Raw genomic sequence first — 21198 nt, 5'->3', positions numbered from 1 at the left:
CTCCTTAATTCAGTATCTGGACGGCAACGCCTGGCTGCACGCGCTGCGCACCGTCAGTAATCGCTCGCTCACCGGGCTTCAGGCCGGAGGCAATCTGGAACTGCTGGCCGATCTGTCCGGCGACCTTCAGCGGACGCATTTCGGCTTTATCCTCGGCGTTAACCACCCATGCGAAGAACCCGTCGCCATTCTGCTGTACGGCAGCGGCGGGCAGAGTCAGCACTGGTTGCTCACTTGACGGACGCAGGTAGACGTTCACGTTGCCGCCGGGCAGCAGCTGATGGCGCGGGTTGGCGAACTCGGCGCGCAGCATCACGCTGGCGGTGCGCGGGTCGATGCGGTTGTCCACGGAGGTGAGTTCCCCGCTGATGCGCTGGCCGTTGCTGTCAATCAGCACCTGCCAGGCCTGCTTCATGGCGTTGATATCTGCATGCTGTCCGGCTTTAGTGGCAAACGTGCCCTCTTCCAGCGCAAAGGCGATGCGGATGGGATCGAGCTGCACCACCTCCACCAGCACACCGCTGGCAGGATTTACCAGGCTGCCGACGTGAAAGTTGCTGTGCCCCACGCGCCCGTCAATCGGTGAGGTAATGCGCGTGTAGTTGAGGGTGACGCTGCGGGTCTCGAGACGGGCTTTCGCCTGCTCCAGCGCGGCGCTCGCTACGTCGCGCTGCATGCGGGCGTTGTCCACGTCGTGGCGGCTGATGGCGTTACTGCTGCCCAGGCTTTCGAAGCGGGACAGCTGCTGCTGCGCCTGACGCAGCGTGGCTTCGGCGCTTCTCACTTCGGCCTGCGCCAGACGCAGGGCGGCGCGCGGCTCGGCATCGTCCAGTTCGAACAACACGTCGCCTTTTTTCACGTACTGTCCGTCGCGGAAGTGGATTCTGGTGATGACGCCTTCCGTGCGGGCGCGCAGTTCAACGGTGTGGATAGCTTCGATGCGACCCGGGATCTGACGCTCGGCGGCGTGGGCGGTCTGCTCCACGGTGGCGACACGCACGGGAATGGCCGCGGCGAATGCGGGTGGCAGGGTGCAGGCGAGGAGCGCGAACAGGAGTGGGAATTTCATGGGAGTACCTCGGCGTTGTTTTCCCTCACCCCGGCCCTCTCCCTGTGGGAGAGGGAGGTCAGAGTTCCCTCTCCCTGTGGGAGAGGGTTAGGGTGAGGGCAAAAGGTTATGCAGCCTTACGGAACCTGCGGGTCAGTCGCTTCTCGATTTCGACGACGAAGAACATCACGCCCGCCACCGCCAGCGTCACGAACCAGTAGCGCAGCGGCAGCGCTTCGGTGCCGAACAGCATCTGCATAAACGGCAGGTAGATAATCGCCGCCTGGAGCAGGAACAGTACGCCCGTTACCAGCCAGATCCCTTTGTTCGCCAGCAGGCCGCGGTTCAGGGAGAACCCGTCGGTATTGCGGCAGTTAATCATGTATACCCACTGGGCGCAGACCAGCATCTGCAACAGCACGGTGCGGATGAACTCCGCGCTGTGGCCGCGCGGGGCCAGCCAGGCTTCCAGCGCAAAGGCGGCGATGGCAATCATGGTGCCGACGAAGGCCACGCGCCAGACGGCGTAGGCGTCCATCACGTGCTGCCCGGTCTGACGCGGCGGGCGGCGCATAATGTTGCGCTCGGCGGCCTCGAAGGCCAGGCCGAAGGAGAGCGTGGCGGAGGTCGCCATGTTCATCCACAGGATCAGCACTGGCGTCAGCGGAATGATGTTCCCCGCCAGCAGCGCAATCACAATCAATAGCCCCTGCGCCAGGTTGGTCGGCATGATGAACAGGATGGTCTTCTTCAGGTTGTCGTAAACGCGACGCCCCTCTTTTACCGCGCTGGCGATGGTGGCGAAGTTATCGTCCGTCAGGACCATGTCCGCCGCCTCTTTGGTCACTTCCGTGCCTTTGATGCCCATCGCGATACCCACGTCCGCCTGGCGCAGCGCCGGGGCATCGTTCACGCCGTCACCGGTCATGCCGACGATTTCGCCTTTGTCCTGCAACGCTTTCACCAGGCGCAGCTTATGCTCCGGGCTGGTACGGGCGAAGATGTCATACTTCACCGCCGCTTCCGCCAGCTCGGCGTCGTCCATCTTCTCCAGCTGGTAGCCGGTAACCGCCTGCTCGCTGTTGGTGATCCCCAGCATCTGGCCGATGCTCATCGCCGTCTGCGGGTGATCCCCGGTGATCATCTTCACGCGGATCCCCGCCTGCTGGCAGGCGTTAATCGCCTCAATCGCTTCCGGACGCGGCGGATCCATCATCCCGGCAATGCCGAGGAAGATCAGACCGTGGCTCAGGTCGTCGTGAGTTAATGCCTGCTCGCCGTTCGCTGGCTTGAACGCCGCGGCGACCATGCGCAGCCCCTGACGCGCATAGCGCTCCATCTCCGTTTCCCAGTACGCGCGGTCAAAGGCTTGCGCACCGTTGCGGGTCTGCTGCTGCTCACACAGGGCGAAAATCACGTCCGGCGCGCCGGTAATCAAAATCTGCTCCTCACTGCCAATCTGGTAGTGGGTGCTCATGTACTTGTACTGAGAGTCGAACGGGATCTTGTTAACCAGCGTGGTCACGACCGGCTCGAGGTGGGCCTTGGCCGCCAGCACCTTCAGCGCGCCCTCGGTTGGCCCGCCGGTGATGCCCCACAGGCCACGCTCGTCCTGAATCAGCTGGCTGTCGTTACACAGGTCGATGGTGCGCAGATACTGCTCCAGCACGGTGCCCGGCTGGATCTGCACCGGCTCGTCGCTGCCTTCGAGGTAGATGTTGCCCACCGGCTCGTAGCTGTTGCCGTCCACGCGATAGCAGGTGTCGGCGGTGATGATGGCTTTCACCGTCATCTCGTTCATGGTCAGGGTGCCGGTTTTATCCGAGCAGACCACGGTCATCGCGCCCAGGGTTTCAACCGTCGGCAGCTTGCGGATGATGGCCCGCTTGCGCGCCATCGCCTGTACGCCCAGCGAGAGGATGATGGAGATAATCGCTGGCAGACCTTCCGGTACGGAGGCTACCGCCAGGCTAATCAGGGAGAGCAGCAGCTCGCCCATCGGGATCTCGCGGAACACCAGGCTGAAGACAAACAGCGCGGCCATCATCGCCAGAATGATGGCGAAGATCGCTTTACCCAGCTTGTCCATCTGCACCAGCAGCGGGGTGCGGTGTTTTTCAATGCCCGCCATCATCTGGTTGATGTGGCCGAGTTCGGTCTCCTGGCCCGTGGCAATGACCACGCCAACGCCGCCGCCCGCGCTTACCGTCGTACCGGAAAAGACCAGGTTCGTGCGGTCGCCCAGCGGTAATTCGCCGTTCAGCGGGTTCGTGTGTTTATCCACCACGGTGGATTCACCGGTCAGAATTGCCTCTTCCACGCGTAAATTATGCGCTTCGATTAAGCGCATATCCGCCGGTATACGATCTCCTGCACGCAACACAATAATATCGCCCGGGACGATTTCCGTCGTCGGGATAGTTTCATGGTTGCCGTTACGAATAACGCGCGCCTCGCTGGAGAGCATATTGCGAATACTCTTCAGGGATTTTTCCGCGTTACTTTCCTGAATGTGGCCAATTAAGGCATTGATTACCGCCACGCCCAGAATAACCAGCGTATCAACCCAGTGTCCCATTACTGCCGTTAATACGGCGGCTGCCAGCAGGACGTAAATCAGGACATCGTTAAAATGCGCGAGAAAACGCAGCCAGCCCGGCTTGCCTTTTTTCTCCGGCAGCGCGTTCGGGCCATGCTTCTGTAAACGCGCCTGCGCCTCGGCACGGTCCAGGCCATTAGCCTGGCTCTGCGCCTGAGCAAGCACCTGCTCTACGGTCTGCTGGTACGCCTGCCCGCCTGCGGGTGGCATATTCTGCGAGAAATTTTTTTTGGTCATGGTATTTTTCCTTCAATATCCGGTGGACGGAAGCCGGAATTCCTTTCTGGCTTTAAATAATTCATTTTTAAGTCTTGCGGGTTAAATTGATCTACCGCAATATATTGACTACCCGGTTATTCAAAACTGATTAAAATTATTTCGACGCGTTGATTTTTACAAAATATTTCTAAACCAACACTAAACGAGGAGGAAGCATGTTTGGTATTTATCGCGGACGGCGTCTGGCGTTATACATTGTCGCAGCCATTGTTATTGCGACGTTAATTGGATATAGCACCTATAGCTTTGTAAAAATATTTTCGTGAGAAAGACGTTTATTTACATAACGCGATATTAATTTAATCGCCCCGAAAATATTATCTATTTTCTGTTATTAATTCGCAGAATAACGGTGGCCTTTTACCCAATTTTGCCAGCGGGGATGATATTGCTTTACGTTTCAGGATGCCGGACAATGACATTTTTAACTGACGATTAACATTACGATGAAACACCCGTTAGAATCGCTGCTCACCGCAGGGGGCATTTTGCTGATGGCCCTGCTCTCCTGCCTGCTGTTACCCGCGCCGTCGCTGGGTCTGGTGCTGGCGCAGAAGCTGGTTCAGACCTTTCATATGGTCGATCTGAATCAGCTGTACACCATTCTGTTCTGTCTGTGGTTTTTGGTGCTCGGCGCCATCGAATTCTTTGTCCTGCGTTTCATCTGGCGCCGCTGGTTTTCACTGGCGTCGTAAGCCAGTGAGATCGCGCATCCCGTGGATCAGCGCTTCACACCAGGCCGCGTAGTCGTGGCCGCTGGATGAGGGGTGGAAGCTGACGCGGTAGCCTTTATTCCTCAGCATCTGTTCAAAATCCTGCGTGGTGCGATAGATGCCGCCGCCCGGCCCCGTGGTTTCAAACTTCCCGGCCTGTAACCAGAAGCGCACCGGATACGGTGGAGACTGTTGGTATTGACGCGTCAGCCAGCCGGGGGCGTCACCTTCTGGAGCCCACCAGTAAGAACCGGAAAGGCTCAGCACGTTGCCAAACAGGCGCGGATAGCGCAGCGCCACCCATGAAGAGGCAATTCCCCCGTAGCTTGATCCTGCCAGTACGGTTTTTTGCCGCTGCAAGCCGATGCCCTTCCCCCGCAGCCACGGCAGCAGCTCGTGCGCCATAAAGTCAGCAAAATCCGGGTTCGGCGGCAGCTCGTTGCCGCGACGGGCGTGATCGAGGCTGTCGATAAACACCACGTTAATCGGAGGCAGGTGATGTCGGGCAATCAGACCGTCCAGCACGTTGGCAAAATGGTATTCGTCCTGATAAACCTGTCCGTCGAAAAGGATGAGCGTCCAGCGTGCAGGCTGTGCGCCGCGCGGTTGGTAGATCATCACGTCGCGGGCATTGCCGAGGATGTTGCTGCTCAGCCTCTGGCGGCTCAACGTCCCGTGTAACAGCGGCTGTGCCGTAGCCCGAACGGAGCAGTAGCGCGCCGGGCTGAGATCGAGCAGAGAATAGCGATTCCAGCGATCGGTCTTCTGCTCCCCAAAGCTATTCGGGTTAAGCGGATCGGCCTGCGCGCTTACCAGGATGGCGCGGCGTTGATCGCGGGCAGAGCCTTCAACGATCGGCACATCGGGGGCGAGCTTGTACTGCATCACCGTATCAGCGGGGACCACGTAGCTGCGGAACCAGACGTCGCTGTTGCCCAGGCGGAACAGCGGATCGTGATCCCCCGCCGGCGAGCCGAGAACGAAGACGTTATCCCGCGCGCCGCGCCACAGAAAGGTCACGCGCTTATGGCTCGCATCTACCGGCTCCACCATCGGCGTTCCCTGTCGACGCTGCGCCTGCCAGAACGCCTCGGTACTTCCACCGGCAGAAATGACGTTTGCCAGCGCCTTCAGCGTCGGGCTTTCTGGCGCCAGCATCTGCACGCGTGGTAACGGAGAGGTCTCTTTCATCCGCCACTGAAAACGCCACGGCTTGCCAGCTTCGCCGTGTAGCACCAGCGAGGTGTTCTGTTTCACCGGCAGGGCAAACAGCAGCGTGTGTTCCCCGTCCGCAGGACCGTTTTCGATCAGCGTGCGGATGCGACGGTTTTGCCCATCCAGCAGGCGCGCATCCGTCACGCCATGCAGCGTGGCGGAAACGTAATTTTCATCCAGCTCGGGCAGGGAGAAGCAGACTTCGCCGCTGGCATCAAACTTTCCCTGAACATCGCCCTGCCGGGACGACTGCTCGCACGTTGCCGCCACGGCGGGCAGCGCGCCGATCCCCAGCAGCAACCCACTCCATACCCTCTTCATTACCGCTTGTTCCCCAACGAAATTTGTTAACAACGCTAATGCAAATGGTAATAATTTGCAATATCATCAACGGCGTTTTACCGGTGTTTTTATGGCGATAGCAACCAAGGACGTTCAATAAAAATGTTTAAAAATAATAAGATAATGCAGCTCTGGCTGCTGAGTCTGGCGACGACCAGCGTCGCGGCTCAGGCAGAAACGAAAGAAGAAACGATTACGGTGACGCAGGGCGTGAGTGAAGAGCCCACTGCGCCCGTAAAAGGCATTGTGGCGACGAAAACGCTCTCCGCCACCAAGACCAGCGCGGAGATCGTGAAGACGCCGCAGTCGGTATCAGTGATCACCCGCGATCAGATGAACATGCAGGACGTCACCTCCGTTTCGCAGGCGCTGCGCTACTCGGCGGGCGTGTTTACCGAGTACCGGGGCTCGTCTAACCGTAACGACGAGGTGTTTGTGCGCGGCTTTAGCTACGTGCCGAAATTCCTCGACGGCTTAAGCTTTGGCGCAACGGCTTCCTCACAGACGGGCACAGTTGACCCGTGGCTGCTGGAGCGCGTGGAGCTGGTGCGCGGCCCGGCGTCGGTGCTGTTTGGACAGGTGAATCCGGGCGGGTTAATCAGTATGACCAGCAAGCGCCCGACGGCGGAGGCCATTCACAACGTGCAGTTCCGCACCGGCAATAACGATCTCGCCGAAGGTGCGTTTGATTTCGGCGGCAAGCTGAGCGACGACGGCCGCGTGCTGTATCGCGTGAACGGTATCGCCCGTACGCAGCATAATCAGGTGGACGATTATAAAGAGACGCGGATGGCGATCGCCCCGGCGATCACCTGGTACCCGAACGATCAGACCCGCTTTACGCTGCTGACCAGCTACCAGAAAGATCCGGATGCCGGATACCGCAACTTCCTGCCCGCGTATGGCACGGTGAAAAGTGCCGACGGGAAGTACATCCCGCGCGACTTTAACGTCAGCGATCCGAATTACAATCAATCCTGGCGCGAGCAGACGATGATTGGCTACGAGCTGGAACACCAGTTCGCCGACAACCTCACCTTCCGCCAGAACGCCCGTTACGCCACCATCAAGCAGAAATATCGTTATCTGGTTTACGCCAACAGCGCGGCCAACAGCACGGTGTTGACCCGTCGCGCCCAGCGTGAAGAGCGCACGACCAACGAATTTGGCCTTGATAACCAGCTGGAATATCTGCTGGAGACCGGAAGCGTCAACCACACCCTGCTCGGCGGGTTTGATTACAAGACCAGTAAGGATAAACAGCTGCTGGCGCGCGGGAGCGGCTCACAGTATGACCTCGACTGGACAAATCCGGTTTACGGCGTGAACGTGGATGAAAGTACCTTCAAAACGGCCACCGACGAGCAGCAAAATCTCGACCAGATGGGCCTGTATCTTCAGGATCAGATGAGCTGGAACAACTGGGAGTGGCTGGTTTCCGGGCGCTACGACTGGAGCGAAGTGCGTACCAACGACTTCACCGATAACAGCTTTACGCAGCAGAACGACAGCAAATTTACCTGGCGCACTGGCCTGCTGTACGCGTTTGATTCTGGCCTGTCGCCGTACATCAGCTACAGCACCTCGTTTGAACCGAACCTGCAAACCAACCGTGCGCCGGGCGTTGCGCCATTCAGGCCTACTACCGGGGAGCAGACCGAGATTGGCGTGAAATATCAGCCGGTCGACACCACGCTGATGACCCTGGCGCTGTACGATTTGACTCAGGACAACGTCGCGACCTATAACAGCGCTGAAGGCTGGTTCGAAAATGCGGGCAAGGTGCGTTCGAAAGGCGCTGAAGCGGAAATCCACGCCACGCTGATGGATAACATCAACCTGATTGGCTCCTACACTTACACCGATGCAAAAACCGAAAGCACCACGGTGGCGGGAACTGAAGGCAAAACGCCTGCGCGCATTCCAGCGCATATGGCATCGGCGTTCGCCAGCTATACCGTTCCGGGCGGAGCGCTGAAGAGCCTGACCGCTGGCGTGGGGATGCGCTACATCGGCACCAGCTACGGCGATGCGAAGAACACCTTCAAGGTGCCATCGGTGGATCTGTATGACGCGATGCTGCGCTACGATCTGGGCGAGATGAACCGCAGCCTGAAAGGGGCAAGCGTGCAGTTCAACGTCAATAACGTGGCAGACACGAAGTATGTGGCGTCATGCGCAAGCGATACGGCGTGCTTCTACGGGATTGGCCGGACGGTGACGGCGACGGTGAATTACAGCTGGTAGTTAAAGCCGGGTGGCGGCTATGCCTTACCCGGCCTGGATGTCCGCGCTATACGATGTGTTGTAGGCCCGGTAAGCGCAGCGCCACCGGGCAACTTAAAGGCACCGTGCACACAAAAAAGCCGGGTGGCGGCTACGCCTTACCCGGCCTGGATGTCGTCAATTTCAATGTGTCTGGCGGTGATTCTCTTTGCGATACGCCCCGGGCGGCTGGTTGAAGGTGCGGGTAAAGATGCGGGTAAACGTCTGCTGCGAGTCAAACCCGTAGCGCAGGCAGATATCGTACACGCGCTCGTCTGACTCACGCAGATCGCGCGCCGCCATCAGCAGCTTGCGTTCGCGGATGTAGCGCCCCAGACTTTCGCCTTTGTACTGCATAAATAGCCGCTGTAAATGCCATTTTGAGTAACCCGCATGGCGGGCAATCTCTTCGATGCGTAACGGCTGGTGTAGGTTGTCATCGATCCATTCGACAATCGTATCAATGACCTGAGCGGAAATCGTCATACTGCTCTCCCCCTCTGCTTCTCGCTTAAACATTATTCCCACCACTCGCGAAATTGTTGCGTGGTATCACTCACCCGCACGGGCTCGCCCAGCTCCGGCGTCAGCAGCCGGTAGTTTTTATCCTTACTGGCTTTCGCCAGCTGGATCAGTGGATCGTTCCAGGTATGTTTCGCCAGCACAAAACGCCCGTTATGTCCCGGCACGACCGCTTTGGCATTGAGATCTGCCGAGGCCTGCGCCGTTTCTGCCGGGTGCATATGGATGTACTTCCAGTCCTGGTCGTACTGGCCGTTTTCCATGATGGCTAAGTCAACTCCGCCAAACTGCTCGCCAATCGCTTTGAAGTGCGGGCCGTAACCGGAGTCTCCGCTGTAGTAGACCTTTCGCTCTGGGGTGACAAACATAAAGCTGCCCCACAGGGTCTGGTTACGCTTAATGCCGCGCCCGGAAAAATGGCGCGCCGGCAGAACGTGTACGGTCAGCGTATCGCTGATATGCACCGACTGGTTCCAGTCCCGCTCGTCGATAATCTCAGGGTTCATCCCCCAGTAGCGCAGATGCGACCCCACGCCCAGCGGGGTGACCACGCGCTTAACCTTCGGCAGCAGCGCCTTGATGGTGGCGTAATCCAGATGGTCATAGTGATCGTGGGAGATAATCAGCAGGTCGATCTCCGGCATGCTCTCCGCACGCCACGGGTACTCCCCCGCAAACGCTTTATTGAGGAAGGAGAACGGTGCGGCGTAGCTACTCAGAACCGGATCGATCAGGATGCGTTTCCCCGCCAGCTGCATATACCAGGAGGAGTGGCCGAGCCACACCAGCGTGTCCTGTTCAGGCGACAGGCTCGCCAGATCGGTTTTCACCAGCGGCAGCGGCTGCGCAGGACGGGCGTTTTCGGTTTTACGGGTAAGGAACTGCCACCACGCCACCAGCATATTTTGTTGCCCGGTAAAGCCCGGCGTAGGGAGCGTGTTATGGAATTGCCCGTCGCGATAGTGCGGAGAGGCTTCCACTTCAGAGAGCTGCGCACCCTGCGGTGGCTGGCCAAATCCGGCATTCAGTACAAACGGTAAACTGGCAGCTGAAGCAATAATCATGACTAACACCACGCAGATGAATAGAGGCTTTTTCATTTCCTGACCCGCCTACGCGCCCCATCCGATGGTTTGCGCGGGTGACACTTGATTATGAGTGAGTAAGCACTCATTATAGATAGGATGATTACGCCGTCAAGAAGGTTTTCGTTCTTTGACATTCCGCGTTGCAGCGTATCAAGGCTCGTGTTTCAATCAGGGCTTTTACAATTGACGGGAGGAAAAATTTAGTGGCACGTCCGAAGAGTGAAGATAAAAAACAGGCCTTACTGGAAGCAGCAACGGCTGCGTTTGCGCAGTCAGGTATTGCCGCCTCAACGGCGTTAATTGCCCGTAATGCGGGCGTCGCTGAAGGGACACTGTTTCGCTACTTTGCTACCAAAGACGATCTGCTGAATGCCCTCTACCTGCATCTGAAGCAGGATCTCTGCCAGACCATGCTGGCGAATCTCGATCGCACCATCACCGAGCCAAAAGAGCATACCCGCAATATCTGGAACAGCTATGTAGACTGGGGCATTCGTAACCCCCTGGCGCATGCGGCTATCCGCCAGATTGGCGTCAGTGAAAAGCTGAACGCCGAAACCGAGCAGGCGGTGAAAGACATGTTCCCTGAACTGCATGAACTGTGTCGTCGTTCGATCCGCCCGGTGTTTATGTCTGACGAGTTTAAGACCTTCGGTGATGCAATGTTCTTATCGCTGGCTGAAACCACCATGGAGTTTGCCGCGCGCGATCCGTCCCGTGCCGTCGATTTTAAAGCGCTGGGCTTTGAAGCCATGTGGCGCGGGCTTGCTGAGGAAGATAACCATGGACAGTAAATCCTTGCAGGAACATGCCAGACGCGTCGCGCTGGAGATGCCTTTTACCGAACATTGCTGGCCGTTTGGCCCGGAGTATGACGTGTTTAAGGTGGGCGGGAAAATTTTTATGCTGATGGCGACCGCACACGGTCGGGCCCACGTCAGCCTGAAATCCGATCCGGAAAAATCGCTGCTCAATCAGCAGATCTACCGTGGCGTGGAGCCCGGTTACCATCTGAATAAAAAACACTGGATCTCACTTTATGGCACGGACGACATCACGCCTGAACTGGTCACCGACCTGATTACGGATTCGTGGAATCTGGTCGTTGATAAACTGCCGAAAAAAGATCAGAAGTGGATTCGGCCAGCCTGATTGTTCGTCTGAGACGAACAGAATAAGCGCTCGAATCGCACTTATCTTTTCCCGCTTCGCGCGGTAATCTGCTTTCCTTTCACGCCCGCCCGCGGGCGAATTTCATCACCAGGAGTTGTTATGGATATTATTTCTGTCGCCCTGAAACGCCACTCTACCAAGGCGTTCGACCCAGCCAAAAAACTGACCGCAGAAGAAGCGGAAAAAATCAAAACGCTGCTGCAATACAGCCCGTCCAGCACCAACTCCCAGCCGTGGCACTTTATTGTTGCCAGCACTGAAGAGGGTAAAGCGCGCGTGGCAAAATCCGCGGCGGGCACCTATGTGTTTAACGAACGCAAAATGCTGGACGCCTCTCACGTGGTGGTGTTCTGCGCGAAAACCGCGATGGACGATGCCTGGCTTGAGCGCGTTGTCGATCAGGAAGAGGCTGACGGCCGTTTCGCCACGCCAGAAGCAAAAGCCGCGAACCACAAAGGCCGCTGCTATTTTGCCGACATGCACCGCGTGGATCTGAAAGATGACGACCAGTGGATGGCGAAGCAGGTTTACCTGAACGTCGGCAACTTCCTGCTGGGCGTGGCCGCGATGGGCCTGGATGCGGTACCCATCGAAGGGTTTGACGCCGCGATCCTCGACGAAGAGTTTGGCCTGAAAGAGAAAGGCTTCACCAGCCTGGTGGTGGTCCCGGTCGGGCATCACAGCGTGGAAGATTTCAACGCCACGCTGCCGAAATCTCGCCTGCCGCTGAGCACGATTGTGACTGAATGCTAAGCGCTTCTGGCACGCCGGCTATCGGCGTGCCCGTTTTCAGTAAAGCGTTATCTGCGGATGCTTTACCCCGCACACCAGCGCATAACGCGTTAATGTATCGAGACTCGCCCGGGTAATATTTGCTTCCATTCGTGATACCGTCGGTGCGCTGACGCCCATCCGCTCCGCCACCTGGGCGCGCGTCAGACCAGCATGATTGCGCCATTGCGCCAGCATCTCCCGCAGGCGTTCCTTGCGCTCTTCTGCATCAAAGGAAGCCTGAACTTCTGAATCGCTTAACAGTTCAGCTCTGAGTTCGTCCCAGTCAATAATCTTTTTGCTCATCCAACATCTCCTGTTGTCGTTTCAGTGCCAGACGGAGTTCAGCAGAGGGCGTTTTTTGCGTCTTCTTGATAAACACCCGCAGCAGAAAAATGGTTCTTTCCCGCTGATAAACGTAGATCCCACGAGTATGGATCAGCCCGACGGTTCGGATTTCGAACAAACCATTGGGTAAGGGTTTGCTGTCAGGTTCACGCAATACTGTCGGGTTGTTGCGTAATTTATCAAGCTGGCGAATCAGCTTCGCCTGTACTCCCGCAGGCAATGAGAGGATCTCCTCCCTGACTGCCGCATGAACGATAAGTCTGAACACTGTATTTCATCCCTGATAATATTAGCATGTAAGGCAATTTGCATTAAAGGCTAATTTTGCCTTTCGTGATTCACCTTACCAGCTTATTCCAGGCAGGACCGGATCCGCGTTGATTCCCTGAAAGCCCCTCGCAAAAAACTTATTTCCCCTGCTCCGCCAGCCACGCCATCGCCCTCTCCCCTGCCTCATCCACGGGTAAATAGACCAGCAGCCGCGATCCGTTTCGCGGGGCGGAGTACCAGTACATCTGCTGGAGATGAAAATCCCCCAGCTCGGGATGGGTGAACAGCTTGAGCTGGTTCTCCACACCGCGCACGTCGTTACGCTGGTGCCACAGGGTTTTGAACTCTTCGGACACCGCAAAAAAACGCGCCAGCTTCGCTTCCCAGAGCGGGTCGCCACGGTGCTCAGCCATGGCCGCGCGGAAGTAGGAGACGAAAATCGGCAGCACGTCGTCACGTTTGCCGAGCCGCGCGCGCCACGCCGGATGGGTGAGGAACAGGTAAATACAGTTGCGATCTTCCGGCGGGATGGCGTTGAAATCGACGCCCATCAGGTGTCCGAAGCTGTCGTTCCAGGCCACGATATCGAAATTCGGTTTCTGAATACTGGCTGGTTTCGGCATCAGGGTATCCAGCAGGCGACGCGTGCCTTCGCTGATCCCCTCGCAACACACCGCCTGCGGGGCTTCGCCCGGCGGCAAACCGGCGAGCACAAAAAGATGTCGGGCTTCGGTCGGGGTGCATTGCAGCGCTTTTGCGATGGCGGCCATCACCGCGCTGGACGGATTGACGTCCCGGCCCTGTTCCAGCCAGGTGTACCAGGTCACGCCGACATCCGCGAGCATCGCCACCTCCTCTCGCCGCAGGCCCGGCGTGCGGCGGCGGCCGCTGCGCGGTAAGCCGAGCCGCTGCGGATCGAGGCTTTCGCGCCGGGCACGCAAAAACGCGCCCAGCTGCTTGCGGGTGTCATCCTGGAGAGAGGTGACAGGTTCAGACATCAGCGCCATAACATCTCCTGCATGGTAGTGTCAGTACCAGTATAAGCAAGAACTGGTACCCGTTTATCAGATGGTTGATGCTACGACTCTACGCTGTTTGACGCAATGGAGTCACCATGAATACGTCAGTTGTTTCACCGGGTCGTGCGGGCCTGATATTGCTGTTAACCGGCCAGATGCTGCCGCTGATTGATACCTCAATCACCAACGTGGCGCTGGATTCCATCACCCATTCGTTACACGCCACCGCCACCGAACTGGAGCTGATCGTCGCCCTCTACGGCGTGGCCTTTGCCGTCTGCCTGGCCCCCGGCAGCAAGCTGGGCGATAACCTTGGCCGCCGTCGCCTGTTTATGTGGGGCGTGGCGTGTTTTGGCCTGGCCTCACTGCTGTGCGGCATGGCGGGCAATATCGAACAGTTGCTTGGCGCGCGCATTCTTCAGGGCGCGGGCGCCGCGCTGATCATGCCGCAAATTCTCGCGACGTTGCATGTGACGTTAAAAGGAACGGCACACGCCAGAGCGATCAGCCTGTTCGGGGGTATCGGCGGAATTGCATTTATCGTCGGCCAGATGGGTGGCGGCTGGCTGGTGTCGGCGGACATCGCCGGGCTGGGCTGGCGCAACGCCTTCTTTATCAACGTGCCGATTTGTCTGGTGGTGCTGGCGCTGAGCCGTCGCTACGTGCCGGAAACCCGCCGCGACACGCCGTCGCGCATTGACTGGACCGGGACTGTCCTGCTGACGGCAATACTGTGCTGTCTGCTGTTCCCGATGGCGCTCGGCCCGCAGTGGCACTGGTCGTGGCCGCTGAAGGCCGCACTGCTGGCGATTGTGCCGCTGGCCTGTTTGATGGTACTGAACGCGCGCAAAAAAGAGCGTGAGAATGCCCACCCGCTTATCGCGCCGCGCCTGTTGCAGTTGCGCAGCATCCGCTTTGGCGTGCTGATCGGGATACTCTTTTTCAGCGTCTGGTCCGGGTTCATGTTCTGTATGGCGTTGACCATGCAAAGCGGTCTGGGGATGGCGCCGTGGCAGTCCGGGAACAGCTTTATCGCGCTCGGCGTCACCTATTTTATTTCTGCCTGGTTCGCCCCACGCCTGATTGCCCGCTACAGCACCAGCGCCATCCTGCTGACCGGGCTTGCGATTCAGCTTGTCGGTCTGGTGGCGCTGATCGCCACGTTCCGTCACTGGGGTATGCAGAATACCGCGCTGACGCTGGCCCCGGCCACCGGGCTGGTGGGTTACGGGCAGGCGCTGATTGTAAACAGCTTCTACCGTATCGGGATGCGCGATATTCAGCCTGACGACGCGGGGGCCGCGAGCGCGATTTTAAGCACGCTGCAACAGGCTGCGCTGGGGCTTGGCCCGGCCATTTTCGGCGCGATTTTGCTGCACGGGCTGCAAAATCATCACGGAGATTATACCCAGGCGGTCAACGTCTTCCTGATGGTGGAAACGGCCATGATGGTGGTGCTGGCGCTGGTCACGCTGCGTATGCGTCATCGTCTGTGTTTACCGGTCGTCAAGGCCTGTCCGGCGACAAAATAAAACTGCCTGAATTTGCATAATAGATCCGCAGCCGCCATTATGGGGCTGCATCAATACAGGAGACGTTATGCAGGAATTAATTGCTCAGGTTGAAGAGTTAGGGATTGAAATTAATCACACCACCTCTTTAGTGATTATCTTTGGTATTATTTTTCTTACGGCCATTATCGTTCATTTTATTCTGCACAAAGTGGTGCTGCGCGCATTCGAGAAACGCGCCCAGGCCAGCAGTCATTTATGGTTGCAGATCATTACGCAGAACAAATTATTTCACCGTCTGGCGTTTACCCTCCAGGGGATAATCGTCAACGTTCAGGCGGTTCTGTGGCTGCAAAAAGGCAGCGAAGCGGCGGAATTACTCACCACCTGCGCGAAATTGTGGGTGATGGTTTATGCCCTGCTCTCCTTCTTCTCGCTGCTGGACGTGATTTTCAATCTGTCGCAGAAAATGGCTACCGCCTCGCAGCTGCCGCTGAAGGGGATATTCCAGGGCGTTAAGCTGGTGAGTGCCATTCTGGTGGGGATACTGATTATCTCCCTGCTGATCGGTCAGTCACCCGCCATTCTGATAAGCGGCCTGGGTGCGATGGCTGCCGTTCTGATGCTGGTCTTTAAAGACCCGATACTCGGCCTGGTGGCGGGCATTCAGCTCTCCGCCAACGACATGCTCAAGCTCGGCGACTGGCTGGAGATGCCTAAGTACGGCGCCAACGGCACGGTGACCGACATCGGCCTGACCACCGTTAAAGTGCGAAACTTCGATAACACCATCACCACCATCCCGACCTGGGCGCTGGTGTCCGATGCGTTCATCAACTGGAGCGGCATGTCCGCCTCCGGTGGTCGCCGCATCAAGCGTAGCCTGAATATCGATACCACCAGCATTCATTTCCTCGACGAGCAGGAGCAGCAGAAACTGATTCAGGCGAAACTGCTGAAGCCGTATCTGGCGGCGCGTCATGAGGAAATTAACCTGTGGAATCAGCAGAACGGCGAAGGGGAATCGGTATTAAACCTGCGCAAGATGACCAATATCGGCACCTTCCGTGCCTACCTGAATGAATATCTGCGTAACCACCCGCGCATTCGCAAAGATATGACGCTGATGGTGCGCCAGCTCGCGCCGGATGCCAACGGGCTGCCGATTGAAATATATGCCTTTACCAACACGGTGATCTGGGCGGAATACGAAGATATTCAGGCCGACATCTTCGATCATATTTTCGCGGTGGTAGATGAATTTGGCCTGCGTATTCACCAGTCGCCAACCGGAAACGATATTCGCTCGCTGGCTGGCGTCATCGCCAGATAATCAGGAGCTGGCGCGGGAAATAAAGCGCCAGTCCATCATGACCCTTTCCGTGGGCGCATCCGGGTTGTCGATCTTATTTAACAGCAGATTGACCGCCTTGCGCCCGATATCCCGCGACGGCTGTTCAATAGTGGTGAGTGAAATCATCTCCGCCAGCTCGGTGCCGTCAAAGCCGACCACCGCGATATCTTCTGGCACCCGCAGCCCTGCCTGCTGAATGGCGCGCAGCGCCCCCGCCGCCAGCGTATCGGAAACGGCAAACACCGCATCCGGCGGGTTTGCTTTTAACAGGTTTTGCATCGCCGCCATGCCCGCACCAGAGCTGAGCTCACTGGCGTACTCCACCGCCTGATAATCCAGATCCCGCAGGTGTATGACGCTCTTATAGCCGCGCTCGCGCAGACGGGCATATTTGTAGCTGAGGTCGTGGTTGATGAGCGCAATGCGTTTGCGTCCCCCGTCGGCAAGCTGGCTGACAACGTGCTGGGAGGCATCAACATCATTAATCCCCACGCAGGAGACCGCGCCCGCATCGGCGTATTCAGCGCACTGCACCCACGGCGCGTTGCCAATCAGCGCGGCCAGCTCCGGCAGTTTCGAGAATGCATCCATGGTGATAATGCCGTCGACGATTTTGCCGGAGAGCAGGCTTAAGCCCGAGCGGGAGCGCTCAATATCCGAGCCGGAGTTGCACAGCAGAATGCGATAGCCGTTCTTTTCTGCCTCGGCTTCAATGCCCTTCACCACTTCGGCGCAGAACGGGTTGGCGATGTTCGAGACCATCACCAGGATCATATAGCTGCGGGCAGTGCGCAGCTGACGCGCCAGCAGATTGGGCTGATAGTTACTCTCCTGGATCGCCTGCAAAACGCGCTCGCGGTTTTTCGCCTTCACGGTATCGCTGTTATTCAGTACGCGGGAGACCGTTGCCACGGATACCCCGGCCAGTTGAGCGATTTTCTGAATTGACATAGTGACGATACATCCTGCGGTTAGCGTTTTGTGCAGGCTACCATAAATTGATTGCCCGGCGAACCGGGCAATGCGTCAGTATTCCACGCGCACCCAGCGCTGCTGCTGATGACTTTTCATAATCGCATCAATGATATACATCACACAGGCGCCATCGTGGAAGGTGGCAAACTGCGGATTATCCGGCATCGCGCCCGCCTGCACGGCACGGTAAAACTGCGCCATCATATTTTTAAAGGCATCCGGCCAGCCTTCAATGTGCCCGCCGGGGAAGTGGGCGCTGTCGGCCACGTCACGGTTCATCAGGCCCGGATCGTCGCTGAGAATCTGGTTTGCCCTGGCGCGATGGCCGACCCACAGCTGCTGCGGGATTTCCTGATCCCACGCCACCGACTGCTCGCTGCCGTTAATTTCAAAGGTCAGGCGATTTTTTCGCCCCGCGCTCACCTGCGAGACGCTAAAGCTGCCCTTGCTGCCGTCGTCAAAGCGGAACAGCACCGAGCCAAAGTCTTCGGTGGTGACCGGTTTGTCTTCATACTCCGCCTGCTCGTCATGGGAGAAGGTCTGATGACCGCCCGCGCTGGCCTTGCGCGTCGGCCAGACGGTGGATAAATCAGCCATCACCTCGGTAATGCGCCTGCCGGTCACATACTGTACCGTATCGCACCAGTGGGAGCCGATATCCGCCACCACCCGCGACGCGCCACCGAGCGCGGCATCCACCCGCCAGTTGTAGTCGGTTTCCAGCAGCATCCAGTCCTGTAAATAGCTGCCGTGCGAAGCAAACAGCCGCCCGAGGCTGCCCGTACGCATCATGCTCGCCGCCTGGCGCACCATCGCAAACTGGCGATAGACAAAACTCACGCCATGCACCACGCCTGCCTGCTCCGCCAGCGCCACCAGCTCGCGCGCCTCGTCCGGCGTCATGCACAGCGGCTTTTCGGAAAACACGTGCTTGCCCGCGCGCAGGATCTGGCAGTTAATCTCCGCGTGCAGGTGGTTCGGCGTGCAGTTGTGCACCGCGTGCAGATTAGGGAGCGCGAGCAGTTCCTCCACGCTGGCACAGGCGTGCGGCACATTGAGCTGGCGCGATTTTTCCTGCGCCTTAACGATCGAGCCGTCACAGAGCGCGACCACCTGCACAAACCCGAGACGCCTGAGCGCCTCGATATGGGCCGGGCCAATAAACCCGCTGCCGATAATCCCGACGTTAATCATGGCTGCCCCCTGCGGCGAAATCATCAAACGCCCGTCCGGAAACCGGGATGATATGACGGCGGATAAATTCACTGCCCTCACTCGCGCCGGTATCGCCATCCTTCAGGCAGCACTCCCACTCCAGCACCGCCCAGCCGTCGTAGTCGTACTGGGTCAGCTTGCTGAAAATGCCCTTAAAGTCGATCTGTCCGTCGCCGGGCGAGCGGAAGCGTCCGGCGCGGTTGATCCACGGCTGGTAGCCGCCGTAGACGCCGCTGCGCCCGCTGGGGCGGAACTCGGCGTCCTTCACGTGGAACGCTTTAATGCGCGCATGGTAGATATCAATAAAGGTCAGATAGTCCATCTGCTGGAGCAGCATATGGCTTGGATCGTAGAGAATATTACAGCGCGGATGGTTATCGACCAGCGCCAGAAAACGCTCGAAGGTTACGCCGTCGTGCAGATCTTCCCCCGGATGCAGCTCAAAGCAGACGTCCACGCCCTGCTCGTCGAAGGTATCCAGAATCGGCCGCCAGCGGGCTGCCAGCTCCCCGAATGCATTCTGAAAACGCTGCTCGTTGTGCGGCGGCCACGGGTAGAAAAACGGCCAGGCCAGCGATCCGGAGAAGGTGGCGTGTGCTTTCAGGCCTAATCGGGCCGAGGCGACCGCCGCCTGCTTCAGCTTTTCCGTCGCCCACGCCTGACGCGCCGCCTCGTTACCCCGCACGGAAGCAGGGGCGAAGTGGTCAAACGCCTCGCTGTAAACCGGGTTTACCGCCACAAGCTGCCCTTCCAGATGGGTCGACAGCTCGCTGATGACCAGCCCGTGCGCGGCCAGCTTGCCCGCGATTTCATCGCAGTAGGCCTGACTCTCTGCGGCTTTCTCCACATCAAAGATATGCGGATGGTTGCAGGGGATCTGCACCGCTTTGTAACCCTTCCCCGCCGCCCATCCTGCCAGCCCGTCGAGCGTGTTGAAGGGCGCTTCCCCGCCAATAAACTGCGACAGAAAAATGCCCGGTCCTTTCATTGTCCTCATACCACCTCCTGAACGTTACGCCTTGTCATCGTCATACTTAAACGTGAGAAGGAAAATCAGCGCGATCGCCGCGGCAGCCACCGCCGGGATCCACCAGAATGTGACCCACGCCTGCGGCACGGTCTGCCCTGCCACCAGACGGTTATAGAGCGCGCCGGAAATCTGCGAGCCGAGCAGCATGCCGATGCCGTAGGTGAACATCACGATCATGCTCTGCGCCTGGCCTTTGACCTTTTCGCCCGCCACGCGGTCGGTGTAGATAAAGCCAACGACAAAGAAGAAATCGTAGCAGACGCCGTGGAGCAGAATGCCGAGATACAGCAGAATGCGCCCCTCCTCGCTGACGCCCAGCGCGAACATGGCATAACGCACGAACCACGCCAGCATGCCGATCAGCAGCATATATTTCACGCCCAGGCGGCGGAACAGCAGAGGAATAACCAGCATGAAGACGATCTCAGACATCTGCCCGAAGGACATGGCGGTGCTGACGTCGGCAATGCCGGCATCCGCCAGATACGAGGCGGTGTAGGCGTAATAGGTGCCGAGCGGGACGGAGATCAGCATCGCGCAGACGGAGAAGACGAAGAAGTGGCGGGTTTTGAGCAGAGCGAAGGCGTCCGCGCAGAAGAGATCCCGCACCTTTACCGGCAGGCCTTTCGCCGGGGCGGGCGTGTGCGGCAGCGTCAGGCTGTAGATCGCCAGCAACACGGAGCTGACCGCCGCCACCTGGAAGATGGTGACGCTGGACGCCACGCCGGTGACGCCGATGAAAATGCCCGCCGCGATCCAGCCGATGGTGCCGAACACGCGCACTACCGGGAAGGTTTTATCCACGTTCGCCAGACTGTGAAACGCAATGTTGTTGGTCAGCGCCAGCGTCGGCATATAGCAGAGCGTATAGCCAAACAGCAGGCCAATCAGCAGCGCGCCGTTCTCAGCAATCAACGCCCCCGGCACGAACCAGAGGATCGCCGCGCCCGCGAGGTGCATCACCGCCATCACCTTCTGCGAGGCGAAGAAGCGGTCCACCAGCATCCCGAGCACGAACGGCGAAAGAATGGAAGCGATGGGTCCGGCAGAGAACGCGTCGCCAATCAGCAAAGACATGTTGTGCCGGGTCATCACCAGGCCAAGCGTGACCGACCAGCTACCCCAGATAAAAAATTGCAGAAACATCATCAGCGACAGACGCGGCACCAGCAGCCGGTGCTGCGTTATCGCCTTTTCACTACTCTCAGTTGACACCATGATAAGCCTCACCCGGAAAAAGTAATCGATTACAAATTCGTTCAAATGAAAAGTAATCGATTACAAAACAAAGATCCTCTGGATCAAAACAGAATTGGGAGGGGAGTCACGATAACGGTGAAGGGGAGGTGCCGGGTGACGGCTGCGCCTTACCCGGCCTACTAAATAACGTCCCCGAACATGTAGGCCCGGTAAGCGCAGCGCCACCGGGCGTGAAGGCGGGTGCGGTCTGGTTTGGTGCGG

At 58.2% G+C, this 21198-nt stretch carries 19 protein-coding genes; 7 read left to right on the top strand and 12 right to left on the bottom strand.

Annotated elements, in window-relative coordinates:
- Positions 1-4: 4 nt before the first annotated feature.
- Together FZF21_RS05810 and FZF21_RS05805 are read right to left on the bottom strand one after the other, a co-directional pair.
- On the bottom strand, positions 5-1069 hold the full coding sequence (locus tag FZF21_RS05810; protein ID WP_047737957.1) for an efflux RND transporter periplasmic adaptor subunit: 1065 nt from the start codon (positions 1067-1069) through the stop codon (positions 5-7).
- 106 nt (positions 1070-1175) lie between these two features.
- Complete coding sequence (locus FZF21_RS05805) at positions 1176-3884, bottom strand: cation-transporting P-type ATPase (RefSeq protein ID WP_017382547.1); 2709 nt, start codon at positions 3882-3884, stop codon at positions 1176-1178.
- 488 nt (positions 3885-4372) lie between these two features.
- Between FZF21_RS05805 and FZF21_RS05800 the strand changes: the two genes are divergently transcribed.
- On the top strand, positions 4373-4621 hold the full coding sequence (locus tag FZF21_RS05800) for a DUF1158 domain-containing protein (protein WP_032103885.1): 249 nt from the start codon (positions 4373-4375) through the stop codon (positions 4619-4621).
- On the opposite strand, the gene FZF21_RS05795 is transcribed toward FZF21_RS05800, so the two are convergent.
- Positions 4607-6175, bottom strand: coding sequence for an alpha/beta hydrolase-fold protein (locus FZF21_RS05795; protein WP_047737959.1), 1569 nt, complete (start codon positions 6173-6175; stop codon positions 4607-4609). The two genes, FZF21_RS05800 and FZF21_RS05795, sit on opposite strands and share 15 nt — an antisense overlap.
- A gap of 123 nt (positions 6176-6298) precedes the next feature.
- Here FZF21_RS05795 and FZF21_RS05790 point away from each other — a divergent pair, with 123 nt between their 5' ends.
- Positions 6299-8443, top strand: a complete 2145-nt coding sequence (locus FZF21_RS05790) for a TonB-dependent siderophore receptor (protein ID WP_047737962.1) — start codon at positions 6299-6301, stop codon at positions 8441-8443.
- A gap of 162 nt (positions 8444-8605) precedes the next feature.
- Here the strand turns inward: FZF21_RS05790 and FZF21_RS05785 are convergent, their stop codons facing one another.
- The gene (locus FZF21_RS05785; RefSeq protein ID WP_032670430.1) at positions 8606-8947 is read right to left on the bottom strand and encodes a RamA family antibiotic efflux transcriptional regulator; all 342 of its coding nucleotides are present in this window, start codon (positions 8945-8947) and stop codon (positions 8606-8608) included.
- Between the two features lie 32 nt (positions 8948-8979).
- The gene (locus tag FZF21_RS05780; protein WP_017382551.1) at positions 8980-10083 is read right to left on the bottom strand and encodes a RomA family MBL fold metallo-hydrolase; all 1104 of its coding nucleotides are present in this window, start codon (positions 10081-10083) and stop codon (positions 8980-8982) included.
- A gap of 191 nt (positions 10084-10274) precedes the next feature.
- Here FZF21_RS05780 and FZF21_RS05775 point away from each other — a divergent pair, with 191 nt between their 5' ends.
- The 3 genes from FZF21_RS05775 (at position 10275) to nfsB (ending at position 11997) form a co-directional block, all read left to right on the top strand.
- A complete protein-coding gene (locus FZF21_RS05775) occupies positions 10275-10865 on the top strand; it encodes a TetR/AcrR family transcriptional regulator (protein WP_003858882.1) in 591 nt (196 codons plus the stop codon).
- Positions 10855-11223, top strand: a complete 369-nt coding sequence (locus FZF21_RS05770; protein WP_003858883.1) for an MmcQ/YjbR family DNA-binding protein — start codon at positions 10855-10857, stop codon at positions 11221-11223. Before FZF21_RS05775 ends, FZF21_RS05770 begins: the two co-directional genes overlap by 11 nt.
- A gap of 120 nt (positions 11224-11343) precedes the next feature.
- Positions 11344-11997, top strand: a complete 654-nt coding sequence (gene nfsB / locus FZF21_RS05765; protein WP_003858884.1) for an oxygen-insensitive NAD(P)H nitroreductase — start codon at positions 11344-11346, stop codon at positions 11995-11997.
- A gap of 36 nt (positions 11998-12033) precedes the next feature.
- Here nfsB and FZF21_RS05760 read toward each other — a convergent pair whose 3' ends face one another.
- The 3 genes from FZF21_RS05760 to FZF21_RS05750 form a co-directional block, all read right to left on the bottom strand.
- Positions 12034-12321, bottom strand: a complete 288-nt coding sequence (locus tag FZF21_RS05760) for a helix-turn-helix transcriptional regulator (protein ID WP_015571209.1) — start codon at positions 12319-12321, stop codon at positions 12034-12036.
- Positions 12302-12631: a type II toxin-antitoxin system RelE/ParE family toxin gene (locus FZF21_RS05755; protein ID WP_017382553.1), complete on the bottom strand. Its 330-nt coding sequence runs from the start codon at positions 12629-12631 to the stop codon at positions 12302-12304. The genes FZF21_RS05760 and FZF21_RS05755 overlap by 20 nt, the downstream gene beginning before the upstream one ends.
- Before the next feature lie 139 nt (positions 12632-12770).
- Positions 12771-13640, bottom strand: a complete 870-nt coding sequence (locus tag FZF21_RS05750; protein WP_017382554.1) for a helix-turn-helix transcriptional regulator — start codon at positions 13638-13640, stop codon at positions 12771-12773.
- Between the two features lie 107 nt (positions 13641-13747).
- Between FZF21_RS05750 and FZF21_RS05745 the strand changes: the two genes are divergently transcribed.
- Positions 13748-15184 (top strand): MFS transporter, encoded by a 1437-nt coding sequence (locus tag FZF21_RS05745; protein ID WP_017382555.1) that lies wholly within the window; start codon positions 13748-13750, stop codon positions 15182-15184.
- Positions 15185-15251: 67 nt separating this feature from the next.
- Positions 15252-16496 carry a mechanosensitive ion channel family protein gene (locus tag FZF21_RS05740; protein WP_015571212.1) on the top strand — a complete coding sequence of 415 codons (1245 nt, stop codon included), beginning with the start codon at positions 15252-15254 and terminating at the stop codon, positions 16494-16496.
- Here FZF21_RS05740 and FZF21_RS05735 read toward each other — a convergent pair whose 3' ends face one another.
- The 4 genes from FZF21_RS05735 to FZF21_RS05720 all read right to left on the bottom strand — a co-directional run bounded on the left by FZF21_RS05735 (position 16497) and on the right by FZF21_RS05720 (position 20955).
- A complete protein-coding gene (locus tag FZF21_RS05735) occupies positions 16497-17468 on the bottom strand; it encodes a LacI family DNA-binding transcriptional regulator (RefSeq protein ID WP_015571213.1) in 972 nt (323 codons plus the stop codon).
- Between the two features lie 75 nt (positions 17469-17543).
- Positions 17544-18686, bottom strand: a complete 1143-nt coding sequence (locus FZF21_RS05730; protein WP_149121014.1) for a Gfo/Idh/MocA family oxidoreductase — start codon at positions 18684-18686, stop codon at positions 17544-17546.
- Positions 18679-19704 (bottom strand): sugar phosphate isomerase/epimerase, encoded by a 1026-nt coding sequence (locus FZF21_RS05725; RefSeq protein WP_017694374.1) that lies wholly within the window; start codon positions 19702-19704, stop codon positions 18679-18681. Before FZF21_RS05725 ends, FZF21_RS05730 begins: the two co-directional genes overlap by 8 nt.
- Positions 19705-19719: 15 nt before the next feature.
- Entirely contained in the window at positions 19720-20955 is a 1236-nt protein-coding gene (locus FZF21_RS05720) for an MFS transporter (RefSeq protein ID WP_015571216.1), read from the bottom strand.
- Positions 20956-21198: the final 243 nt, after the last annotated feature.

The sequence above is a fragment of the Enterobacter sp. LU1 genome (genome assembly GCF_008271405.2).
GTDB classification, from domain to species: Bacteria; Pseudomonadota; Gammaproteobacteria; order Enterobacterales; family Enterobacteriaceae; genus Enterobacter; species Enterobacter hormaechei_C.
Note: the sequence above shows the minus strand (reverse complement) of the source record. Positions and strands in the feature narration are given on the sequence as shown.

Excerpts from the sequence above, each read along its gene's own strand:
- FZF21_RS05805 (WP_017382547.1), bottom strand. The coding sequence starts at position 3,884 with ATGACCAAAAAAAATTTCTCGCAGAATATGCCACCCGCAGGCGGGCAG.
- FZF21_RS05770 (WP_003858883.1), top strand. The coding sequence starts at position 10,855 with ATGGACAGTAAATCCTTGCAGGAACATGCCAGACGCGTCGCGCTGGAG.
- FZF21_RS05760 (WP_015571209.1), bottom strand. The coding sequence starts at position 12,321 with ATGAGCAAAAAGATTATTGACTGGGACGAACTCAGAGCTGAACTGTTA.
- FZF21_RS05810 (WP_047737957.1), bottom strand. The coding sequence starts at position 1,069 with ATGAAATTCCCACTCCTGTTCGCGCTCCTCGCCTGCACCCTGCCACCC.
- FZF21_RS05735 (WP_015571213.1), bottom strand. The coding sequence starts at position 17,468 with ATGTCAATTCAGAAAATCGCTCAACTGGCCGGGGTATCCGTGGCAACG.
- FZF21_RS05780 (WP_017382551.1), bottom strand. The coding sequence starts at position 10,083 with ATGAAAAAGCCTCTATTCATCTGCGTGGTGTTAGTCATGATTATTGCT.
- FZF21_RS05745 (WP_017382555.1), top strand. The coding sequence starts at position 13,748 with ATGAATACGTCAGTTGTTTCACCGGGTCGTGCGGGCCTGATATTGCTG.
- FZF21_RS05790 (WP_047737962.1), top strand. The coding sequence starts at position 6,299 with ATGTTTAAAAATAATAAGATAATGCAGCTCTGGCTGCTGAGTCTGGCG.
- FZF21_RS05785 (WP_032670430.1), bottom strand. The coding sequence starts at position 8,947 with ATGACGATTTCCGCTCAGGTCATTGATACGATTGTCGAATGGATCGAT.
- FZF21_RS05800 (WP_032103885.1), top strand. The coding sequence starts at position 4,373 with ATGAAACACCCGTTAGAATCGCTGCTCACCGCAGGGGGCATTTTGCTG.
- nfsB (WP_003858884.1), top strand. The coding sequence starts at position 11,344 with ATGGATATTATTTCTGTCGCCCTGAAACGCCACTCTACCAAGGCGTTC.
- FZF21_RS05720 (WP_015571216.1), bottom strand. The coding sequence starts at position 20,955 with ATGGTGTCAACTGAGAGTAGTGAAAAGGCGATAACGCAGCACCGGCTG.
- FZF21_RS05725 (WP_017694374.1), bottom strand. The coding sequence starts at position 19,704 with ATGAGGACAATGAAAGGACCGGGCATTTTTCTGTCGCAGTTTATTGGC.
- FZF21_RS05740 (WP_015571212.1), top strand. The coding sequence starts at position 15,252 with ATGCAGGAATTAATTGCTCAGGTTGAAGAGTTAGGGATTGAAATTAAT.
- FZF21_RS05750 (WP_017382554.1), bottom strand. The coding sequence starts at position 13,640 with ATGGCGCTGATGTCTGAACCTGTCACCTCTCTCCAGGATGACACCCGC.
- FZF21_RS05730 (WP_149121014.1), bottom strand. The coding sequence starts at position 18,686 with ATGATTAACGTCGGGATTATCGGCAGCGGGTTTATTGGCCCGGCCCAT.
- FZF21_RS05795 (WP_047737959.1), bottom strand. The coding sequence starts at position 6,175 with ATGAAGAGGGTATGGAGTGGGTTGCTGCTGGGGATCGGCGCGCTGCCC.